Origin of the sequence: Flagellimonas algicida (assembly GCF_049629585.1) — a bacterium.
Classification (GTDB): domain Bacteria; phylum Bacteroidota; class Bacteroidia; order Flavobacteriales; family Flavobacteriaceae; genus Flagellimonas.
The window spans coordinates 1451079-1467081 of record NZ_JBMYIX010000001.1 but is presented as its reverse complement, the minus strand read 5'-3'; the positions used below and the strand labels follow the sequence as shown (position 1 = coordinate 1467081).

16 protein-coding genes are annotated in these 16003 nt (G+C 45.7%); 7 read left to right on the top strand and 9 right to left on the bottom strand.

What is annotated here, in order from left to right; all coding sequences use genetic code 11:
• Positions 1 to 47: 47 nt before the first annotated feature.
• From ACPD8L_RS06505 to ACPD8L_RS06480, 6 genes are all read right to left on the bottom strand, one after another.
• Positions 48 to 1340 carry an amidohydrolase family protein gene (locus ACPD8L_RS06505; protein WP_423942605.1) on the bottom strand — a complete coding sequence of 431 codons (1293 nt, stop codon included), beginning with the start codon at positions 1338 to 1340 and terminating at the stop codon, positions 48 to 50.
• A gap of 10 nt (positions 1341 to 1350) precedes the next feature.
• Positions 1351 to 4290 (bottom strand): amidohydrolase family protein, encoded by a 2940-nt coding sequence (locus ACPD8L_RS06500; protein ID WP_423942603.1) that lies wholly within the window; start codon positions 4288 to 4290, stop codon positions 1351 to 1353.
• A gap of 59 nt (positions 4291 to 4349) precedes the next feature.
• Complete coding sequence (locus ACPD8L_RS06495) at positions 4350 to 5423, bottom strand: DUF3810 domain-containing protein (protein ID WP_423942602.1); 1074 nt, start codon at positions 5421 to 5423, stop codon at positions 4350 to 4352.
• Between the two features lie 70 nt (positions 5424 to 5493).
• Positions 5494 to 6600 carry a peptidylprolyl isomerase gene (locus ACPD8L_RS06490; RefSeq protein WP_423942601.1) on the bottom strand — a complete coding sequence of 369 codons (1107 nt, stop codon included), beginning with the start codon at positions 6598 to 6600 and terminating at the stop codon, positions 5494 to 5496.
• 13 nt (positions 6601 to 6613) lie between these two features.
• Positions 6614 to 7162 (bottom strand): gliding motility-associated peptidyl-prolyl isomerase GldI, encoded by a 549-nt coding sequence (gldI, locus tag ACPD8L_RS06485; RefSeq protein ID WP_293301614.1) that lies wholly within the window; start codon positions 7160 to 7162, stop codon positions 6614 to 6616.
• Complete coding sequence (locus ACPD8L_RS06480; protein ID WP_423942599.1) at positions 7159 to 8175, bottom strand: DHH family phosphoesterase; 1017 nt, start codon at positions 8173 to 8175, stop codon at positions 7159 to 7161. Before ACPD8L_RS06480 ends, gldI begins: the two co-directional genes overlap by 4 nt.
• A 75-nt stretch (positions 8176 to 8250) precedes the next feature.
• Between ACPD8L_RS06480 and ACPD8L_RS06475 the strand changes: the two genes are divergently transcribed.
• Both ACPD8L_RS06475 and ACPD8L_RS06470 read left to right on the top strand, forming a co-directional pair.
• Positions 8251 to 9264, top strand: a complete 1014-nt coding sequence (locus ACPD8L_RS06475) for an alkaline phosphatase D family protein (RefSeq protein WP_423942598.1) — start codon at positions 8251 to 8253, stop codon at positions 9262 to 9264.
• Between the two features lie 49 nt (positions 9265 to 9313).
• A complete protein-coding gene (locus ACPD8L_RS06470) occupies positions 9314 to 9733 on the top strand; it encodes a nucleoside-diphosphate kinase (protein WP_129652885.1) in 420 nt (139 codons plus the stop codon).
• A 51-nt stretch (positions 9734 to 9784) separates the two neighbouring features.
• Here ACPD8L_RS06470 and ACPD8L_RS06465 read toward each other — a convergent pair whose 3' ends face one another.
• From ACPD8L_RS06465 to recF, 3 genes are read right to left on the bottom strand one after another with little or no spacing between them, the layout of a single operon-like run.
• The gene (locus ACPD8L_RS06465) at positions 9785 to 10081 is read right to left on the bottom strand and encodes a DciA family protein (protein ID WP_116218166.1); all 297 of its coding nucleotides are present in this window, start codon (positions 10079 to 10081) and stop codon (positions 9785 to 9787) included.
• Complete coding sequence (locus tag ACPD8L_RS06460; RefSeq protein WP_423942595.1) at positions 10081 to 10503, bottom strand: hypothetical protein; 423 nt, start codon at positions 10501 to 10503, stop codon at positions 10081 to 10083. The genes ACPD8L_RS06465 and ACPD8L_RS06460 overlap by 1 nt, the downstream gene beginning before the upstream one ends.
• A gap of 1 nt (position 10504) precedes the next feature.
• A complete protein-coding gene (gene recF / locus ACPD8L_RS06455; RefSeq protein WP_293301600.1) occupies positions 10505 to 11584 on the bottom strand; it encodes a DNA replication/repair protein RecF in 1080 nt (359 codons plus the stop codon).
• Positions 11585 to 11710: 126 nt separating this feature from the next.
• Between recF and ACPD8L_RS06450 the strand changes: the two genes are divergently transcribed.
• The 5 genes from ACPD8L_RS06450 to ACPD8L_RS06430 all read left to right on the top strand — a co-directional run bounded on the left by ACPD8L_RS06450 (position 11711) and on the right by ACPD8L_RS06430 (position 16000).
• Positions 11711 to 12472, top strand: a complete 762-nt coding sequence (locus ACPD8L_RS06450) for a tetratricopeptide repeat protein (RefSeq protein WP_116218163.1) — start codon at positions 11711 to 11713, stop codon at positions 12470 to 12472.
• Between the two features lie 3 nt (positions 12473 to 12475).
• The gene (gene ribH, locus ACPD8L_RS06445; RefSeq protein WP_423942593.1) at positions 12476 to 12958 is read left to right on the top strand and encodes a 6,7-dimethyl-8-ribityllumazine synthase; all 483 of its coding nucleotides are present in this window, start codon (positions 12476 to 12478) and stop codon (positions 12956 to 12958) included.
• A 184-nt stretch (positions 12959 to 13142) separates the two neighbouring features.
• Positions 13143 to 13427: a riboflavin synthase subunit beta gene (locus ACPD8L_RS06440; protein ID WP_116218161.1), complete on the top strand. Its 285-nt coding sequence runs from the start codon at positions 13143 to 13145 to the stop codon at positions 13425 to 13427.
• A complete protein-coding gene (mutL, locus tag ACPD8L_RS06435) occupies positions 13427 to 15265 on the top strand; it encodes a DNA mismatch repair endonuclease MutL (protein ID WP_423942591.1) in 1839 nt (612 codons plus the stop codon). Before ACPD8L_RS06440 ends, mutL begins: the two co-directional genes overlap by 1 nt.
• Entirely contained in the window at positions 15266 to 16000 is a 735-nt protein-coding gene (locus ACPD8L_RS06430) for a rhomboid family intramembrane serine protease (RefSeq protein ID WP_116218159.1), read from the top strand.
• The last annotated feature ends 3 nt before the right edge of the window (positions 16001 to 16003 follow it).

Sequence of the window (16003 nt, the reverse complement as noted above, 5' to 3'; positions counted from 1 at the left end):
GAGATTTGTTAAAAAAGAGCGGCGTTCATTTGAACGCCGCTCTTTTTTTATTTTCCTTCGCTTTCGTACTTGCCCATATACCGTTTCCAAAGTTCGGTTTGGTGGGTTTCCAGTGAAATGTCCCTGCCATCAATAAAGGCTTTGGTAAGCTGATTGGTGCGCATATCCAAAGCATCTCCTTCGGAGATGAATAGGGTAGCGCTCTTACCTACTTCCAGGGTGCCATAATCGCCATCGATTCCTAAAATCTTTGCAGTATTTCCAGTTATCAGCTGAAGTGCTTTTTCTTTATCCAGGCCCTGTCCGGCAACATGTCCGGCGTAAAAGGGTAGGTTTCGGGTCTGGAAGTTGGACATGGATTCGTTCTGTAGACCTACCAAGAGACCAGCCTCCACCAATAGTTTTGGCAACTTGTATGGAAAGTCGTAATCATCATCATCAAATTGGGGTAGGGCATGAGGCTCACTGACCAATACCGGAATGTTATGTTGCTTTAAAAAGTCGGTAATCTTATGGGCCCGGTACCCTCCTACCACAACCATATGCGGTATGCCCGCTTTTTGGGCGCTGGTCACGGCGTCCATGATTTCCTTTTCTCCATTGGCGTGGATGAACAAGCGTTGGGAGCCGTTAAAAAGACCTTGCATGGCCGCAAAGGGGAGATTGAGTTCTTGGGATATTCCCGCTCCATACGCTTTGGCATTTTGTACGAAGGTCAACACCTCATCAACCTGTTCCTGATAGTTTTTATTGGGAAGAAAGGCATTGGGTTCTCCCAGCCAGGAGCTTCCTTTTCTGAACAAGGAGGGCCAGTTCAAATGGATGCCGTCATCCCATTTTACCGCGGCATCTTCCCAGTTCCAGGCATCGAACTGTACAATGGTGGAGGTCCCGGAGATTCTACCGCCTTTAGGGGTTACCTGAGCCAAAAGTATCCCGTTGGGCCGCATGCTTTCCACTACCTTGGATTCTGCATTGTACGCAACAATACTGCGTATGTTTGGAATCATTTCCCCAAGTTCATCTTGGTCATTACTGGCACGTACTGCATCCACTTCCACAAGTCCCAAAGATTTGGACGGGGCAATAAAACCGGGATATACATGCTTTCCTTGGGCATTGATCATGGTGCCGATGGTCGGTGCCATAAGGTCGGCCCCAATGGCCGTTATCTTTCCATCATTAAAAATGATGGTACAATTCTCTATCACTTCCCCATCGCCAATATGGGCCGTTGCACCAAAAATGGCAACTTGTTCGGTCTGTGGGGCAGCAGGGGTTTGTTGTGCTTGTAGTAAAACCCCAAAAACGAGACATATGATGGTTATTATTTTCTTCATGATTTGCGTATTAAAGGGTTTCACATTCAAATCGTTCTTTCTTGTTCTGGACCGGGGTCTGTGTTTTTCCCCCTTTTTCCTTTTCGTTCAGCATCATATTGATGAGCTGGTTTCTTTCCTGTTGTACGGATTGACGTATGGCCTTGTCCTTCTCCAGGTCGAAATACACGGCACCTTCGATTAAGGTTTTCTCAGCTTTGGCATAAACGGATAGGGGGTGGTCGCTCCAAAGCACCAAATCGGCGTCCTTGCCTTCTTCAACACTTCCGACCCTATCATCCAAATGCAACAGTTTTGCTGGGTTCAAGGTTACGGTCTTCCAAGCCTCAAGTTCGGACATGCCTCCGTATTTTACCGTTTTTCCGGCTTCTTGGTTTAATCTTCGGGACATTTCGGCATCATCACTGTTGATGGCCACGGTAACCCCTTGGCTGGCCATGATGGCGGCATTGTAGGGAATGGCATCGTTCACTTCAAACTTATAGGCCCACCAATCACTGAAAGTGGAACCTCCCACACCGTGCTCGGCCATTTTATCGGCCACTTTGTACCCTTCCAAAATGTGGGTGAAGGTATTCATTCGGAAACCGAATTTTTCCGCAACCTTCATCATCATATTGATCTCGCTCTGTACATAAGAATGACAACTGATAAAGCGCTCGCTATTCAGAATTTCGGCAAGTACCTCCATTTCCTCATCATGTCGAACGGGTTGTCCGCTTTTTTTCTTGGCATCGTATTCCTTGGCACGTTGGAAGTAATCCGTATAGACCTGTTCCACACCCATCCGTGTTTGTGGAAAACGGGAGTAACTGCCCCAGTTGGATTGTTTTACGTTCTCACCCAAAGCAAATTTTATGAACTTGGGAGAACCAGGGAATACCAGCCCATCGGCATTTTCACCCCATTTCAAACGAAGAATGGCGGAACGCCCTCCAATCGGGTTGGCAGAACCGTGCAACAATTGAATGGTAGTGACCCCACCGGCCAAGTTTCTGTAGATGTCCATGTCTTTTGGATCTATGGCATCCTTCATCCTTACTTCGGCTGAGGAGTTGTGCCCCGCTTCATTGATGGACAAGGCCGCTATGTGCGAATGTTCATCAATGATTCCGGCTGTAAGGTGTTTTCCGGTGGCATCCACGGTGGTGGCACCTCCGGCACGCAAATCTTTGCCCACCTTGGCAATCTTACCATTTTTTACCAGTACGTCGGTGTTTTCCAAAATGCTATTCCCCGTCCAAACGGTGGCATTCTTGAAGAGGATGCTTTCCTGTTGGGGTTTTGCTTTGTACCCGTAGCTTACATTGGGGTAGGTGACCGCCATAAGCTGTGGTTTTTTGTCGTCCGAAGTCTTGGTAGTCTCCTTGAATGGACCTGTCTTGGTAAGAGTGGCCGTGGTTTCAGTTCCGTTGGGAAGAACCATTTTTCCTGAAATGTCATCGGAACCTGATACAATTTTGCCTGAAAAACGATAGGATTCCGTCCCGTTTTCGGAAAAAGAGACGTTCAACCAATCTGTGGTGTATTCCAATTTGGAAGAGACTTTTTCAGTTCCTTTTTTAAGTTCTACTTTGGGTTTGTTCGCGTCCCCGGTTATGGAAACGGTATAGTTCTGTCCATTGGTGGTAAGGGTATATTCGCCACGTACGTCTTTCTGGTCTTTGGACTGGATAATGTTCTTGTTCCCTTGGACCCAGTTTTCGTAGAGTGAGGTCGCTTCATCAAAAATGTCTCCTGAAGTAATCAAAAAGTTGGCTTGACTCCCAAGTTGAAGGGAACCTATTTCCGCCGATTTTCCCAAAATGGACGCCGGTACCGTGGTCAACGCTTCCAAAGCCTTGGTTTTTGAAAGGCCGTAGGTGATGGCCTTCATCAACTTGGATTTAAGGTCCGATGGTGACTTCAACTCATGCAGGGTAAATGAAAATTGGACCCCATTGTCCTCCAAAACCTTTGGGTTGGAGGGGGCCAAGTTCCAATGGCGCATATCTTTCAAGGCTACGTATTGGGCCTCGTAGGGGTTGGAAACATCATAGGCATCGGGGAAATTTAGGGGAACAATCAATCGGGCATTGGTGGCCTTGACATCCGCTATGCGCTCATATTCATCGCCTCCTGCCAAAATGGTATACTGGATTCCAAACAAATCCCCAATCTTATCGGCCCGAAGGATATTACCGTTGCCCCCGGCAGCAAAGATTTGATTTAGGCTTTTGTTCTCCTCCAAGGCTTCCAAGGAACGGTCCGTGGTTTTAATATTTCCTTTGTTGTACCAATCCAAATCATAATATAACTGACGCATCAAAGCGGTGGCCCCCATGATGGAAGTAGGGTAGGATTGCCTTGAGGTAATGCTTTTCTCAAACGAAAAATACTGGGCCGATTTATCGGAGAGGATTCTTTGTGCCTCGCTGCCCGAATCGTTCAGAGCGACCAGAACACCTGTACCGCGGGCTATTCCATCTTGAATGTGTGAATTGACCACACCAAAACCTGCCTTACGGAGTTCTTCCGCCTTTTTCTTGTCATAGGTGAAACTACCAATGGCGCTGTTTTCAGGCATAATGTGGTCGTTCCAATAAAACCCATCGCGGTTTGGATTGTATTGTGATGACCTGCCACTACCATCCGCATTTTCGGGCTTGGCCATACCATAATCCGAGAATACGTCGATGAAAGAGGGATAAATGAATTTTCCCTGAAGATCTTCAACAATGGCATTTTTGGGAATGGTTACGGATTTGCCCACTTGCACCACTTTGCCATCTTGGATGAGCAGGGTTCCGTTTTGGATAATCTGTGTTGGACTTACATAAATTTTGGCATTGGTGAATGCCATGTAGTTGTTGTTCTTTGCTTTGACACCATCATTTTTTGGAAAATAATCTTGTGCCATTAAAAAAGCACCACCTAACAAAAAGGTCAGTGCCAAGAGTTTCATTTTCATATTTATGTCAATTGAATTAGTCGGTTTAAAGGTAAAGGAAGTGGAGGTATTGCACAACCCTAAGGCAAAGTCTCTTTTTTGAAGTGGAAATTGATCATAAGCCCCACCACGGAATTATAGCTATGGATGCCTTCTTTCTGATTGTTGATTTTTAAAAAAGTATTGAAGATGGACTTGAAAACGGGTTCCAACGGATTTTGGTATTGTTCCCAGAAATCCCTGAGTTCCTGAAAATTCTTTTTCACCCCGGGATGCAATGTGGCAATGATCTGCTTGGAAGTTTGTTCATCTTTTCTGGACAGGTCGGATAGGCAATATCCCAAGGCGTTGTGGTAAGCCGCATATTTAAAATAGGGGTCGTCATTCTGTACCGTGACCAAATACCCGATAAAGTTGGTGGCATCTTCCGCGGAATACCCCAACTGGTGACCCACTTCGTGTCCGCTTACGGTAGGCAAGCGGAACAAAGGGGTAATGCCATTCACTTGCGCCTCATTGGTAAAAGGGTTTAAATACCCTCCATACCCCATATAGGTGAGTGCGACGCTAAAAATTGAGGATTTTAGGCTTGGGTTTTTGTATTCCAAATTGGGGTATTGGTTCTTCAACTTCGCATATCCCTCCTCGGTCTTTTTGAAAATCCCTTTTCGGGAATAGGGAATCTGTACCGGTTCAATACTGTCCCCGGTGATTTGCTGTTGATATGCATTGGCTTTTTTAGCAAGGTATTGGGTGAACTGCGTAAGTTCTTTGAGGGTGTACTCCCGTTCCATACCCAATTTCCAAGTGATCGGTTGTCGATAATAGTTCATTCCCCAAAGAAAATGAAAGGCAAAATAGGTAATGGAAAGTGCCACGGCCACATCTTTGAGAAAGTACAATGGTTTGGCTTTGATGGATTTCCAATATTTATACAAATACCGAATGGCAAGAATTCCCAGGGCCAAATAGAACAGGTCTCCCACTGAAAACGGAATCCACCCCAAAAGTAATCTTGAGAATTGGGAGATAGGTGGATACAGTCCATTACTGTAATACGTCTCAACAAAGTCAGGGTAGGCTGCCATCCATTTTACCAATACAATTTGCACAGGAAGCGCTATGGCTATGATGGTTTTAACTTTGTCTTTCATCTATGATTGATTGAACGCATAAAAAAAGCCGCACGGAAAAGTACGGCTTTTTATGTTTTTAATGGGCGGTCTATTGCGAGATTGAGGTGATCTCCACATCAAATATAAGATCGGAGTTCGGAGGAATGGGACCGCCACCTTGAGGGCCAAGACCCAAGTGGGGAGGCATAAAGATGCGAACTTTGTCCCCCACTTTCATGGTAAGAAGTCCTTCCCGGAAACCTGGGAACAATCTGGCTTCAGGGCTGTATTGCATGGAAACCGGGGCATATCCGCCGTGGTCCCTTCTGCCTAGGTTCAATTGATTGAATTTTTCCGCTACCTCTTGGATGTTGGTGTCGAACAGGTCTCCATTGGCCAAGTATCCTGCATAGTTCACCATCACCTGTTGCCCTTCTTTGGGTTGTTCCCCCTCTCCTTCGGTTACGGTATAGATGATAAGACCGGTAGGGGTTTCCTCTCCTGCTTCTTTTTGTTGGGCAAATTCGGCAATCAGATCTTCTTTCATCTTTTGAAAGGTAGCCTCTGCAACTTTCTCTTCCTCAAAATAGTCGCCCATGATCTTGACGGCATCGAAATTTTTGGCTTCTTTTCCTTTGCGGACAATTTCCACCTTTTTCATGATCACAGGAACCATGGGTTTGTCCCTAGGGTCGGTTTTTACATTGGCGATGGAATCCACCACTTCCATACCGCTCACCACTTCGCCAAAGACGGTGTGCTTGTCATTGAGCCATGGTGTGGCCTTGTGTGTGATGAAAAATTGACTTCCGTTGGTTTTGGGACCGGAATTGGCCATGGAAAGCATTCCTTTTTTGGAGTGTCTAAGGGAATCGTTGAACTCATCCTTGAATTTATAACCCGGGTTTCCGCGTCCTGTACCGGATGGGTCGCCCCCTTGGATCATAAAATCCTTGATGACACGATGGAATATAAGTCCATCAAAGTATTTCTTCTCTTTCAAGCTATCCGAAACAAAAGGACTGTTGCCTTCGGCCAAGGATACAAAATTGGCCACGGTGACCGGGGTCTTTTGGTATTCCAGTTTTACAATGATATCGCCTTGGCTGGTTTGGATGTCCGCAAAGATGCCATCCCCCAAATCAGCAAATTTGCTGGATTTACACCCAACAAAAGCGAGGGAAAACAAAGCGATGAATACTAAGGTATGTTTCATGGTATGTGTGAATTTAATTTAGACTGTCTTTGTGTATAATGATCGTATGCAATTCCACGGATGATTTTACAGGCGTCCTTGGGGCTATGGCATTATTGTCCCCTTGGTAGCCATAAGCCTGCAAAGATGGAAAAATAAAAGTGGCTTTTTCACTTATCTTGAGGAGTTTTACCGCATTTTGAAGTCCAGGGAACAATTGCTCCTTGTCCACAACATAAGAAGTTGGACCTATGCTTTCCGCCGTATAGATGGTATCGTTGTCCAAGGTCATCAGATTATAGGAAAACAACACCTGGTCATTGGTTTTGGGAAGGTAGGTGGCCGTATCGTTTTGGGTTTCAAAATAGTACCAGAACCCATTGGGGCTGGCCAGATAGTCATGGAGGCTGTCCTTGGCGATGATTTGCTGGATGAGTTTTTCCTCTTCGGCGATCAAGGCCTTGTTGCGCTCCACGCTTTCCTTAAAAAAGCTACCGGATTTTACTTCCACAGGCCTTCGGGGTTCTGGGCCTCCGCAAGCCACAAATAGGAACGTGGTGATTAGAATAAAAGCTATTCTCATGGATTCAATGTGCTTTTATAGGTTTTTAGGATTTCATTGAACTGTTCCAAGGTCTCGTCCATGGACAGATCACTTCTGCCCCCGGCCGCATTGTCGTGTCCACCACCATTAAAATGTTTTCGGGCAAACTCGTTCACCGAAAAATCCCCTACGGATCGCAGGGAAATCTTTATGATGCCCTCGTCCTTGTTCTCAATAAAGATGAGCGCAAAAATAATCCCTTCCAGCGTAAGTCCGTAGTTCACAAAACCTTCGGTATCACCCTTTTTAAAATCGTTGGCATCCAACTCCTCTTGGGTAAGGGTAATGTAGGCCGTTCTATATTCCGGAAGAATGACCATATTGCTCAGGGCCACGCCCAGCAGATGTAGGCGGGAAGGTGAATTGGTATCAAAAACCTGTCTATGGATCTCCATGTTGTCCGCGCCACGCTCAATAAGATCGGCTACGACCCTATGGGTCTTGCTGGAGGTGGATCGGTATTTAAAAGAGCCGGTGTCGGTCATGATCCCCGTATACAAGTTCGAGGCAATATCTGCCGTAATGCTATCTGTTTGACCTAAAAAGGCAATGAAATTATAAATCATCTCGCAGGTGGAGCTCATGCTTACATCGGAGTAGGTGACCTTGGCATAGTCACTGGGCTGTTGGTGATGGTCGATCATAATGAAATCGGCTTCCTTGCCCTCCAAAACCGATGCCATTTGCCCGGTACGTGAAAAGTCATTGAAGTCCAAGGTGAAAATGACCGTGGCCTCATCCAGCAGTCTTTGGGCCTCACCATTGTCCCATTCAAAGTTCACGACGGTGTCATGTCCCGGCATCCATTTTAGGAATTTGGGGTAGTCGTTTGGCGCGACCACACGGGCATTCTGTCCCATTCCCTTTAAAAAACCATAGAGCCCCAAACAGGCGCCCATGGCATCGCCATCTGGGTTTTTATGGGGAATGATAACGATTTTTTGAGGTTGGGAAAGTATAGACTTAACTGTTGAGATGTCCGCTAAATTCATGCGGCCAAAGATACAATAATATAATACAGAGGTAACTCGCTATATCTTATTTTTGTTTAAAAGTAAGCCGAGCCCATGAAGTATATTTCCATTTACTTGAGCCTATTGATTTTCCTCTCGGGATGCAAACAAAAGCAGGACACGCCAAGCTCCACCTTTTTGGTGGCCTTTGGTTCCTGCAACATGCCCCAGGAGCCCAATCCGTTTTGGGACGATATTTTAAACGAGAACCCCGATGTTTGGGTGTGGGGAGGCGATATTGTCTACGCAGATACGGACAATATGGAAAAACTCAGGGCCATCTATGCCCTGCAGGACAGTGTTGAAGGGTATGCCCAATTGAAAGCGAAGGTGCCCATAATTGGTACTTGGGACGACCATGATTTTGGGGTCAATGACGGTGGGGAAGAATTTTTGGTAAAAAGCCAAAGCCAACAGGTGTTCCTGGATTTTATGGAGGTGCCTAAAAACAGCCCCAGAAGGACTAGGGAAGGGGTGTATGCTTCACATGATTACAAAACATCCAAGGGCAAAGTGAAAATCGTGGTTTTGGATACCCGTTATTTTCGAAGCGCCTTGGTCAAGGATACGGTTTCCGAAAAGCGATACAGTCCCAATTTGGATATGGATGCCACCGTCTTGGGTGCCGCGCAGTGGGCATGGTTGGAAGATGAGCTCAACCACTCCGATGCCGATTTTAACCTAATCATGTCCAGCATCCAGTTTTTATCTGGAGAGCATGGGTTCGAGACTTGGGGGAATTTTCCCAAGGAGGTGGAAAAGTTGGAAAAACTCATTGTGGATTCCAAGGCAAAGGGTGTTATGATTTTGTCCGGGGACCGACATATTTCAGAGTTTTCCCGAAAAAGTGTACCCAATTTGACCTATCCTTTGGTGGACTTTACCAGTAGCGGACTCACACACTCCTATTCCAGTTTTTCTGGGGAGCCCAATCCGTTTCGGGTGGGTGATGTTGTTTCCCGAACCAGTTATGGCACCATAGCCATCAACCTTGAAACCAAGGAAGTGGATTTTAAGATCATGGGGGAGGAGGGTGCTGTGCTTCAGGAACTAAAACAAACCTATTAAGCCTTGCCTGTTGGTTGAAAAACCGTAAGTTTGCGCAAAATTTTAAAAAATGACTGGAAATAGAACATTTACCATGATTAAGCCAGATGCGGTTGAAAACGGCCATATTGGTGCGATCTTGGAAAAAATAACGGCTGCAGGATTTAAGATTGTGGCCATGAAATACACCCAATTGAGCCGAAGGGATGCCGGAGAGTTCTACGCCATCCACAAGGAGCGCCCATTTTTTGGGGAATTGGTGGAGTTTATGACCAGAGGTCCTATTGTAGCGGCCATTTTGGAAAAGGATAATGCTGTGGACGATTTCCGTGCGTTGATCGGGGCCACCAACCCAGCGGAAGCTGCCGAGGGTACCATTAGAAAGTTATATGCAGCCAGCATTGGCGAGAACGCCGTACATGGTTCCGATAGCGATGAGAATGCGGCCATTGAGGGCGCTTTCCATTTCTCGGGAAGGGAAGTGTACTAGTTTTATGTAGAAAGCCACAAAAAAAGCCACCGTTAACGGTGGTTTTTTTGTTTAGCGTAACACCAGCTTTTTTACCAACTCTTTCCCTAGTTCCTCATTAATCATGGCAATGATTTTGCTTTTGCCCAGGCTCAGTTCTTCCCGGAGTACGGAAGAGGATAGGGAGACGAACAAGGTGTCGTTTTTGAGTTCCACCGCAGTGGTATAATTGTTTACCCCATTGCCCATTAATCTGGTCCAAGCTTCACGGGCATCTACCTTGTCCATGCCTTTTTGGAGCTTGTTTTCCTTGATGAACTCGTTCAGTGCTTCGCCCAAGGGCAGATGGGAGTTGTGTCTTTTGGACATTACTTGGGAATTTTAATGGGTTCAAAGCGTTTGTAGGAGTAGGTGACGCCTTCTTGGTTCACTACGGAAAAGGAGGTGGAGTCTACCTGCACCAAGGTTTCTTCCCAATCGCTGAATTCACTGGAATAGCGTAGGATAAATATCGCTTCTACCTCACTTACGGTGAGCAGTTCCACATCATGGGAGGTCTTGTAGGTGCCATTAAAACGGGGCTGCATTTTTTTACGAAACCCTGTTCCATTGTCCAGTTGGATAAAATCTATGGTGGGATTTACCCCATATTCCTTTTTGGAACCGTCAGGGAATTGCACTTCGGCGATTTCCCAATACCCGTTGAGATATCGAAGGTTTTCTTTTGGAATGGAGCTTTCCTGGCATCCCCATACCATCAAAATCGAAAGAAAAAATAGAATCCGTGCCATGTTACAAGGTAAAGATTTTATAGCTCTGATGAATGTTCTTGACCACATTTTCAGTGCGCTCCGCATGGGTGTCGCTGATAAAGATCTGTCCGAAATTATCATCCTTGACAAGGCCCACAATATGGGAGACCCGGTTTTCGTCCAACTTATCAAAAATATCATCCAACAGAAGGATGGGCGTGGTGCTGGCCTGCTCCTTGATAAAATGGAACTGTGCCAATTTCAGGGCGATCAAAAAGGACTTTTGCTGGCCTTGACTTCCGAATTTTTTGATGGGATGTCCGCCAATGGTAAAATTCAAATCGTCTTTATGGATGCCCACACTGGTGTACTGCAAGGCACGGTCCTTATCAACATTCTTTTCCAATAAGTCCAAGAGATTTCCTTCGGAAAGTTGACTTTCATAGGAGAGGGTAATCTGTTCGTCCTTTTCGGAAATATGGGCGTACTGTTTTTGGAATATCGGGATAAGTGAGTCAATGAAGTCAACCCTTTTTTTATGAATCTCCGTCCCTAAATTGTGCAATTGTTCATTGTAGATGGCCAAGGTGTTAGGGTCGAAGGTGTGGTTGGCCACAAAATACTTCAGCAAGGAGTTTCGCTGTGTCAACACCTTGTTGTATTTGATAAGGGTCTGTAGATAGGCCTTGTCCGATTGTGAAATCACCCCATCCATGAACTTCCTTCGGGTGTCGCTACCTTCCAGGATTAGGTCCCGGTCCGAAGGCGATATGATCACCAAGGGCAAAAAGCCAATGTGTTCCGAAAACTTTTCATAGGCCTTTCCGTTTCGTTTGATGACTTTTTTGGTCCCTTTCTTAAAGCTACAGATGATTTTTTCGGTCCTGCCTTCCTTTTCAAACTCCCCATCCACCACAAAAAAATCCGTGTCGTGCTTGATGTTCTGGGTAGCTACGGGATTAAAGTAGCTTTTCCCGAAACAGAGGTGGTAAATGGCATCCAATATATTGGTCTTTCCCACCCCATTATCGCCTACAAGACAATTGATCACAGGGTCGAAATCCAAGGTCTTGGAATCGAAGTTTTTGTAATTCACTAAGGATAAATGTCTTAAAAACATAAACGTTTATGGGACCAAAAGGGTTCTGTGATTTTGCGGACCGGTTAAAGATTCCAAAAATAACGAATAAATTGCCTTTTGATTTTGGATAAAAACTTTATTTTTGCCCGACCAATAAAATGACGCATGGCAACATACAAGAGAAGAGGCTTTAAACCCAAAAACAAGGCAGAGGAAGCCCAAGTTGAAGAACAGGACAGTACAACGGCAGAGGTGTTCAACACGCTGGACGAGAGTGCTTCCAAGACCGAGGCGTGGGTACAACAGAACCAAAACTATATTTTGGGGGTTATTGGTGCCATTGCATTGGGGGTATTGGCCTACTTGGGATACCACCAGTTCATCCAAAAGCCAAAGGAGGCTACTGCGGCCAATGAGCTTTTTTATCCACAGCAATATTTTGATCAGGCCCTGGCCAGTGAAACCGAAAAGGATTCCCTCTTTACCAAAGCATTGAACGGTGCCGAAGGGAAATATGGATTTTTGGACATCATTGAGGAATACAGTGGTACCAAAGCGGCCAACTTGGCGGAATATTCTGCTGGGATGACCTATTTGAACCTACAGCAATATCAGGAGGCCATTGCGCATTTGGAGAACTTTTCTTCAGATGATGCCGTATTGGGAGCCATGGCCAAAGGAGGTATTGGGGATGCATTTTCGCAACTGAACCAAACCGAGGACGCCTTGGACTTTTACGAGAAAGCCATTGCGCACAGCGACAATGAGTTCACCACACCAAGATTTTTGTACAAGGCAGGGGTTGCGGCCCTTGAGTTGGATCAGAAAAGTAAAGCGCTTGGTTACTTTGAGCGCATCAAGGAAGACTATCCGAAATCCTCGGAAGGGGTAGGCATAGACGCTCTTATCGGATTGGCCAAAAACTAATCTATGGCCACCGAGAACAAAAACCTATCCGTTTACGATAAGACCAAAATCCCAAATGCGAAGCAACTTCGGTTTGGGATTGTTGTTTCTGAATGGAACCATGAAATCACAGAAGCTCTTTATCAAGGCGCTCAAGATGCTTTGGTGGACTGCGGAGCGTTGCCTGAAAATGTGGTTCGTTGGAACGTCCCCGGAAGCTTTGAGCTGACCTTTGGGTGCAAAAAAATGATCACGGACCAACAGGTAGATGCTGTTATTGCCATTGGGAGTGTCATTCGTGGCGAGACCAGTCATTTTGACTTTGTGTGCAGTGCCACGGCCCAAGGCATCAAAGACCTGAACATAGCCTATGATGTTCCCGTGATTTTCTGCGTATTGACCGACAACACCTTGCAACAGGCCCAAGACCGTAGTGGTGGCCGACATGGGAACAAGGGTATGGAAGCCGCCATTGCCGCCATTCAGATGGCTGTTTTGGGAAGGTAATGTGAAGTTTCAAGTACAAGTACAAAATACCATATCTGCTCTTGGTTCTTGATTTTACACTTCCTTGTTCCTGAACTTGTACTTGAATTTGCAACTGTGTTTTCTTGTTAACATTTTTTGGGAGCATCCCCTGATCCTTTTTTTCTATTTTAAGTACCTTTGAGGTTACACGGATACAAATGCCATGCGAAATCCTTTTAAACTTAAAAAGAATAAATCGTTCAGTTACTCGCCGCGCTACTACAAGGGCGAGGGCAATCCGTATAAAATAGAACACAAACTAGATAAATTTCGAAGTACCGCGCATACGCAGAGGGGGCTATTGAACAAAATCGGTTCGGCCAAGGAAGATCTAAAAATGGAAGGTGATAAGAACATGAAACTTCGTTTTCTCGTTATTGTGGCCATTTTGGTGTTGTTGTTCCTTTTTGTGATCGACTTTGATTTATCCATATTCCTAAATCCCTAATGACGGACATCATTAAACTTTTACCTGACCATGTTGCCAACCAGATTGCAGCAGGGGAAGTGGTCCAACGTCCGGCCTCGGTGGTCAAGGAACTTATGGAGAATGCCATTGATGCAGGGGCCACTACAGTCAAACTGATTGTAAAAGATGGGGGTAAAGCATTGATTCAAGTGGTGGATGATGGGATGGGGATGAGCGAAACCGATGCCCGGTTATCCTTTGAACGGCATGCCACTTCCAAGATTTCATCGGCACAGGATCTATTTAACTTGCATACCAAAGGATTCCGGGGAGAGGCATTGGCTTCCATTGCGGCCATTGCCCATGTAGACATGCAGACCCGGACTGAAACCAATGAGGTAGGTGTCCATATAAAGATAGAAGGGAGCAAAATTGTGTCCCAAGAAGTGGTGGCCACACCCCAAGGCACCTCCATATCGGTAAAAAATCTCTTTTTCAATATTCCGGCCCGACGCAATTTCTTAAAGTCGAATCAGGTGGAATTGCGTCATATCACGGATGAGTTCCACAGAGTGGCTTTGGTGCATCCCAATATCGAGTTTCATTTTTACAATAATGGTTCAGAGATTTTCAATCTGCCCAAAGGAAAGCCGCGCCAACGTATAGCGCATATTTTTGGAAGTCGCATGGAAAACCGGTTGGTGCCGGTTAGCGAGGAAACCGAAGTGGTTAAGATTTCCGGTTTTATCTGTAAGCCGGAATTTGCCAAGAAGAGTAGGGGGGAACAGTTTTTCTTTGCCAATGATAGATTCATCAAAAGTCCGTATTTGCACCACGCGGTGGTGGCGGCTTTTGAAGGACTCATCAAACCGGATACCTACCCCGGGTATTTTATTTATTTGGAGGTAGATCCGTCTTCGATTGATATCAACATCCATCCCACCAAGACAGAGGTGAAGTTTGATGATGAGAATACACTGTATGCCATATTGCGGTCAACCATAAAGCATAGCTTGGGACAATTCAATGTGGCCCCGGTATTGGATTTTGACCATGATCCCAACTTGGACACGCCTTATGCGTACAAGGAGAAAGGGGCGGTTTTGCCCAAAGTAACGGTGGATGCCACATTTAATCCTTTTCAGGAGAGAGAACGAAAAAGTGGGGGTTCCTTTCAGAGAGCCAGTTCCAAGGGTTGGGAAAATCTGTATGAAGGTCTGGAGCAAGATGTGGACACGGATAATTTTAGTAGCGTGGCCATTGAATCGGATAGTGATGCCCAGGGAACCTTGTATGATGATGGGGTTGGTGAACACATGGCCACCACGTTCCAGCTACGGCGTAAATTTGTGGTGAGTACAGTGAAATCCGGAATGCTGGTCATTCACCAGAACCGGGCGCACGAACGGATTCTTTTTGAAAAGTTCCTGGGAGAGATCACGGTAAAGGAAGGGGTGAGCCAACAGCTGTTGTTTCCGTTGGAGCTTACCTTCAACCCACAGGAATTGGGGATATTGAGGGAAATTAAGGATAGCCTGACAAACATTGGTTTTGCCTTTGAAAGTTTGGAGGAAGAGACTGTAAAACTGACAGGAGTGCCCTTGATGGTCCCAGAAAGTGGGATTGGCACGGTATTGGATCGTTTGATCGCGGACTATGCAGAAGGATTTAATGAAGGCACTGTTTCCCAAGCCGAAGTCTTGGCCAAGGTGCTTTCCAAAAACCTGGCCGTGAAAACAGGGGAACTCTTGGACCAAGAATCCCAGTTGGCCTTGGTGAACAATTTGTTTGCCTGTAAGGAACCGACCTTGAGTCCGTTTCAAAAACTGACGTACACCATTATCTCCGAAGGGGATATCGATAAAAAATTTAGTTAGATGGGTAGAATGACCGAGGCAGTAAAACACTTATTGATCATTAATGTGATCATGTTTTTTGCCACACAATTATACGGGGACCAAATGTATCAATGGATGTCCCTCTGGTTTCCAAAGAACGGCAATTTTGAATGGTGGCAGGTAGGCACCCATATGTTCATGCATGGCAACCTTATGCACATTGTGTTCAATATGTATGCGCTATGGGCCTTTGGAACTCCATTGGAGCGGGTTTGGGGCCGAAACAAGTTCCTGTTCTTTTATTTTTCGGCCGGCTTGGGCTCTGCAGCTTTGCATACCGGGGTAAATTATTACTTCTTCAATGAAGGGCTGAATGCATTGGAAAGTGCAGGTTTGGCCAGAACGCAGATCATGGATATCATATCCGCAGGGCAATACAGTCCTGATTGGTACAATCTGGCCTCCAAAAGCACGATCGATAGTTTTCTGTCGGCATACAATGTTCCTGCCGTTGGGGCTTCAGGGGCCATTTATGGTATTTTGGTAGCTTTTGCCTTTATGTATTCCGAAGCAAAACTAATGTTGATTTTTCTTCCCGTGCCTATCAAGGCCAAATACTTTGTACCCTTATTGATTGCAGGGGATTTAATATTCGGTATTAGTAATGTGAATACGGGAGTGGCGCATTTTGCCCATATTGGTGGTGCGTTGATTGGGTTCATCATGATGTGGTACTGGAAAAGAAACCAGTTTAACAATAATCGTTGGGACTAGGCT

What these genes read in the sequence shown, in the direction of transcription:
- ACPD8L_RS06430 (WP_116218159.1), top strand. Translation starts at nt 15,266, where the DNA reads ATGGGTAGAATGACCGAGGCAGTAAAACACTTATTGATCATTAATGTG.
- recF (WP_293301600.1), bottom strand. Translation starts at nt 11,584, where the DNA reads ATGTTTTTAAGACATTTATCCTTAGTGAATTACAAAAACTTCGATTCC.
- ACPD8L_RS06480 (WP_423942599.1), bottom strand. Translation starts at nt 8,175, where the DNA reads ATGAATTTAGCGGACATCTCAACAGTTAAGTCTATACTTTCCCAACCT.
- ACPD8L_RS06465 (WP_116218166.1), bottom strand. Translation starts at nt 10,081, where the DNA reads ATGTCCAAAAGACACAACTCCCATCTGCCCTTGGGCGAAGCACTGAAC.
- ACPD8L_RS06460 (WP_423942595.1), bottom strand. Translation starts at nt 10,503, where the DNA reads ATGGCACGGATTCTATTTTTTCTTTCGATTTTGATGGTATGGGGATGC.
- ACPD8L_RS06505 (WP_423942605.1), bottom strand. Translation starts at nt 1,340, where the DNA reads ATGAAGAAAATAATAACCATCATATGTCTCGTTTTTGGGGTTTTACTA.
- ACPD8L_RS06490 (WP_423942601.1), bottom strand. Translation starts at nt 6,600, where the DNA reads ATGAAACATACCTTAGTATTCATCGCTTTGTTTTCCCTCGCTTTTGTT.
- gldI (WP_293301614.1), bottom strand. Translation starts at nt 7,162, where the DNA reads ATGAGAATAGCTTTTATTCTAATCACCACGTTCCTATTTGTGGCTTGC.
- ACPD8L_RS06450 (WP_116218163.1), top strand. Translation starts at nt 11,711, where the DNA reads ATGGCAACATACAAGAGAAGAGGCTTTAAACCCAAAAACAAGGCAGAG.
- ACPD8L_RS06495 (WP_423942602.1), bottom strand. Translation starts at nt 5,423, where the DNA reads ATGAAAGACAAAGTTAAAACCATCATAGCCATAGCGCTTCCTGTGCAA.
- ACPD8L_RS06470 (WP_129652885.1), top strand. Translation starts at nt 9,314, where the DNA reads ATGACTGGAAATAGAACATTTACCATGATTAAGCCAGATGCGGTTGAA.
- ACPD8L_RS06500 (WP_423942603.1), bottom strand. Translation starts at nt 4,290, where the DNA reads ATGAAAATGAAACTCTTGGCACTGACCTTTTTGTTAGGTGGTGCTTTT.
- ACPD8L_RS06440 (WP_116218161.1), top strand. Translation starts at nt 13,143, where the DNA reads ATGCGAAATCCTTTTAAACTTAAAAAGAATAAATCGTTCAGTTACTCG.
- ACPD8L_RS06475 (WP_423942598.1), top strand. Translation starts at nt 8,251, where the DNA reads ATGAAGTATATTTCCATTTACTTGAGCCTATTGATTTTCCTCTCGGGA.
- ribH (WP_423942593.1), top strand. Translation starts at nt 12,476, where the DNA reads ATGGCCACCGAGAACAAAAACCTATCCGTTTACGATAAGACCAAAATC.
- mutL (WP_423942591.1), top strand. Translation starts at nt 13,427, where the DNA reads ATGACGGACATCATTAAACTTTTACCTGACCATGTTGCCAACCAGATT.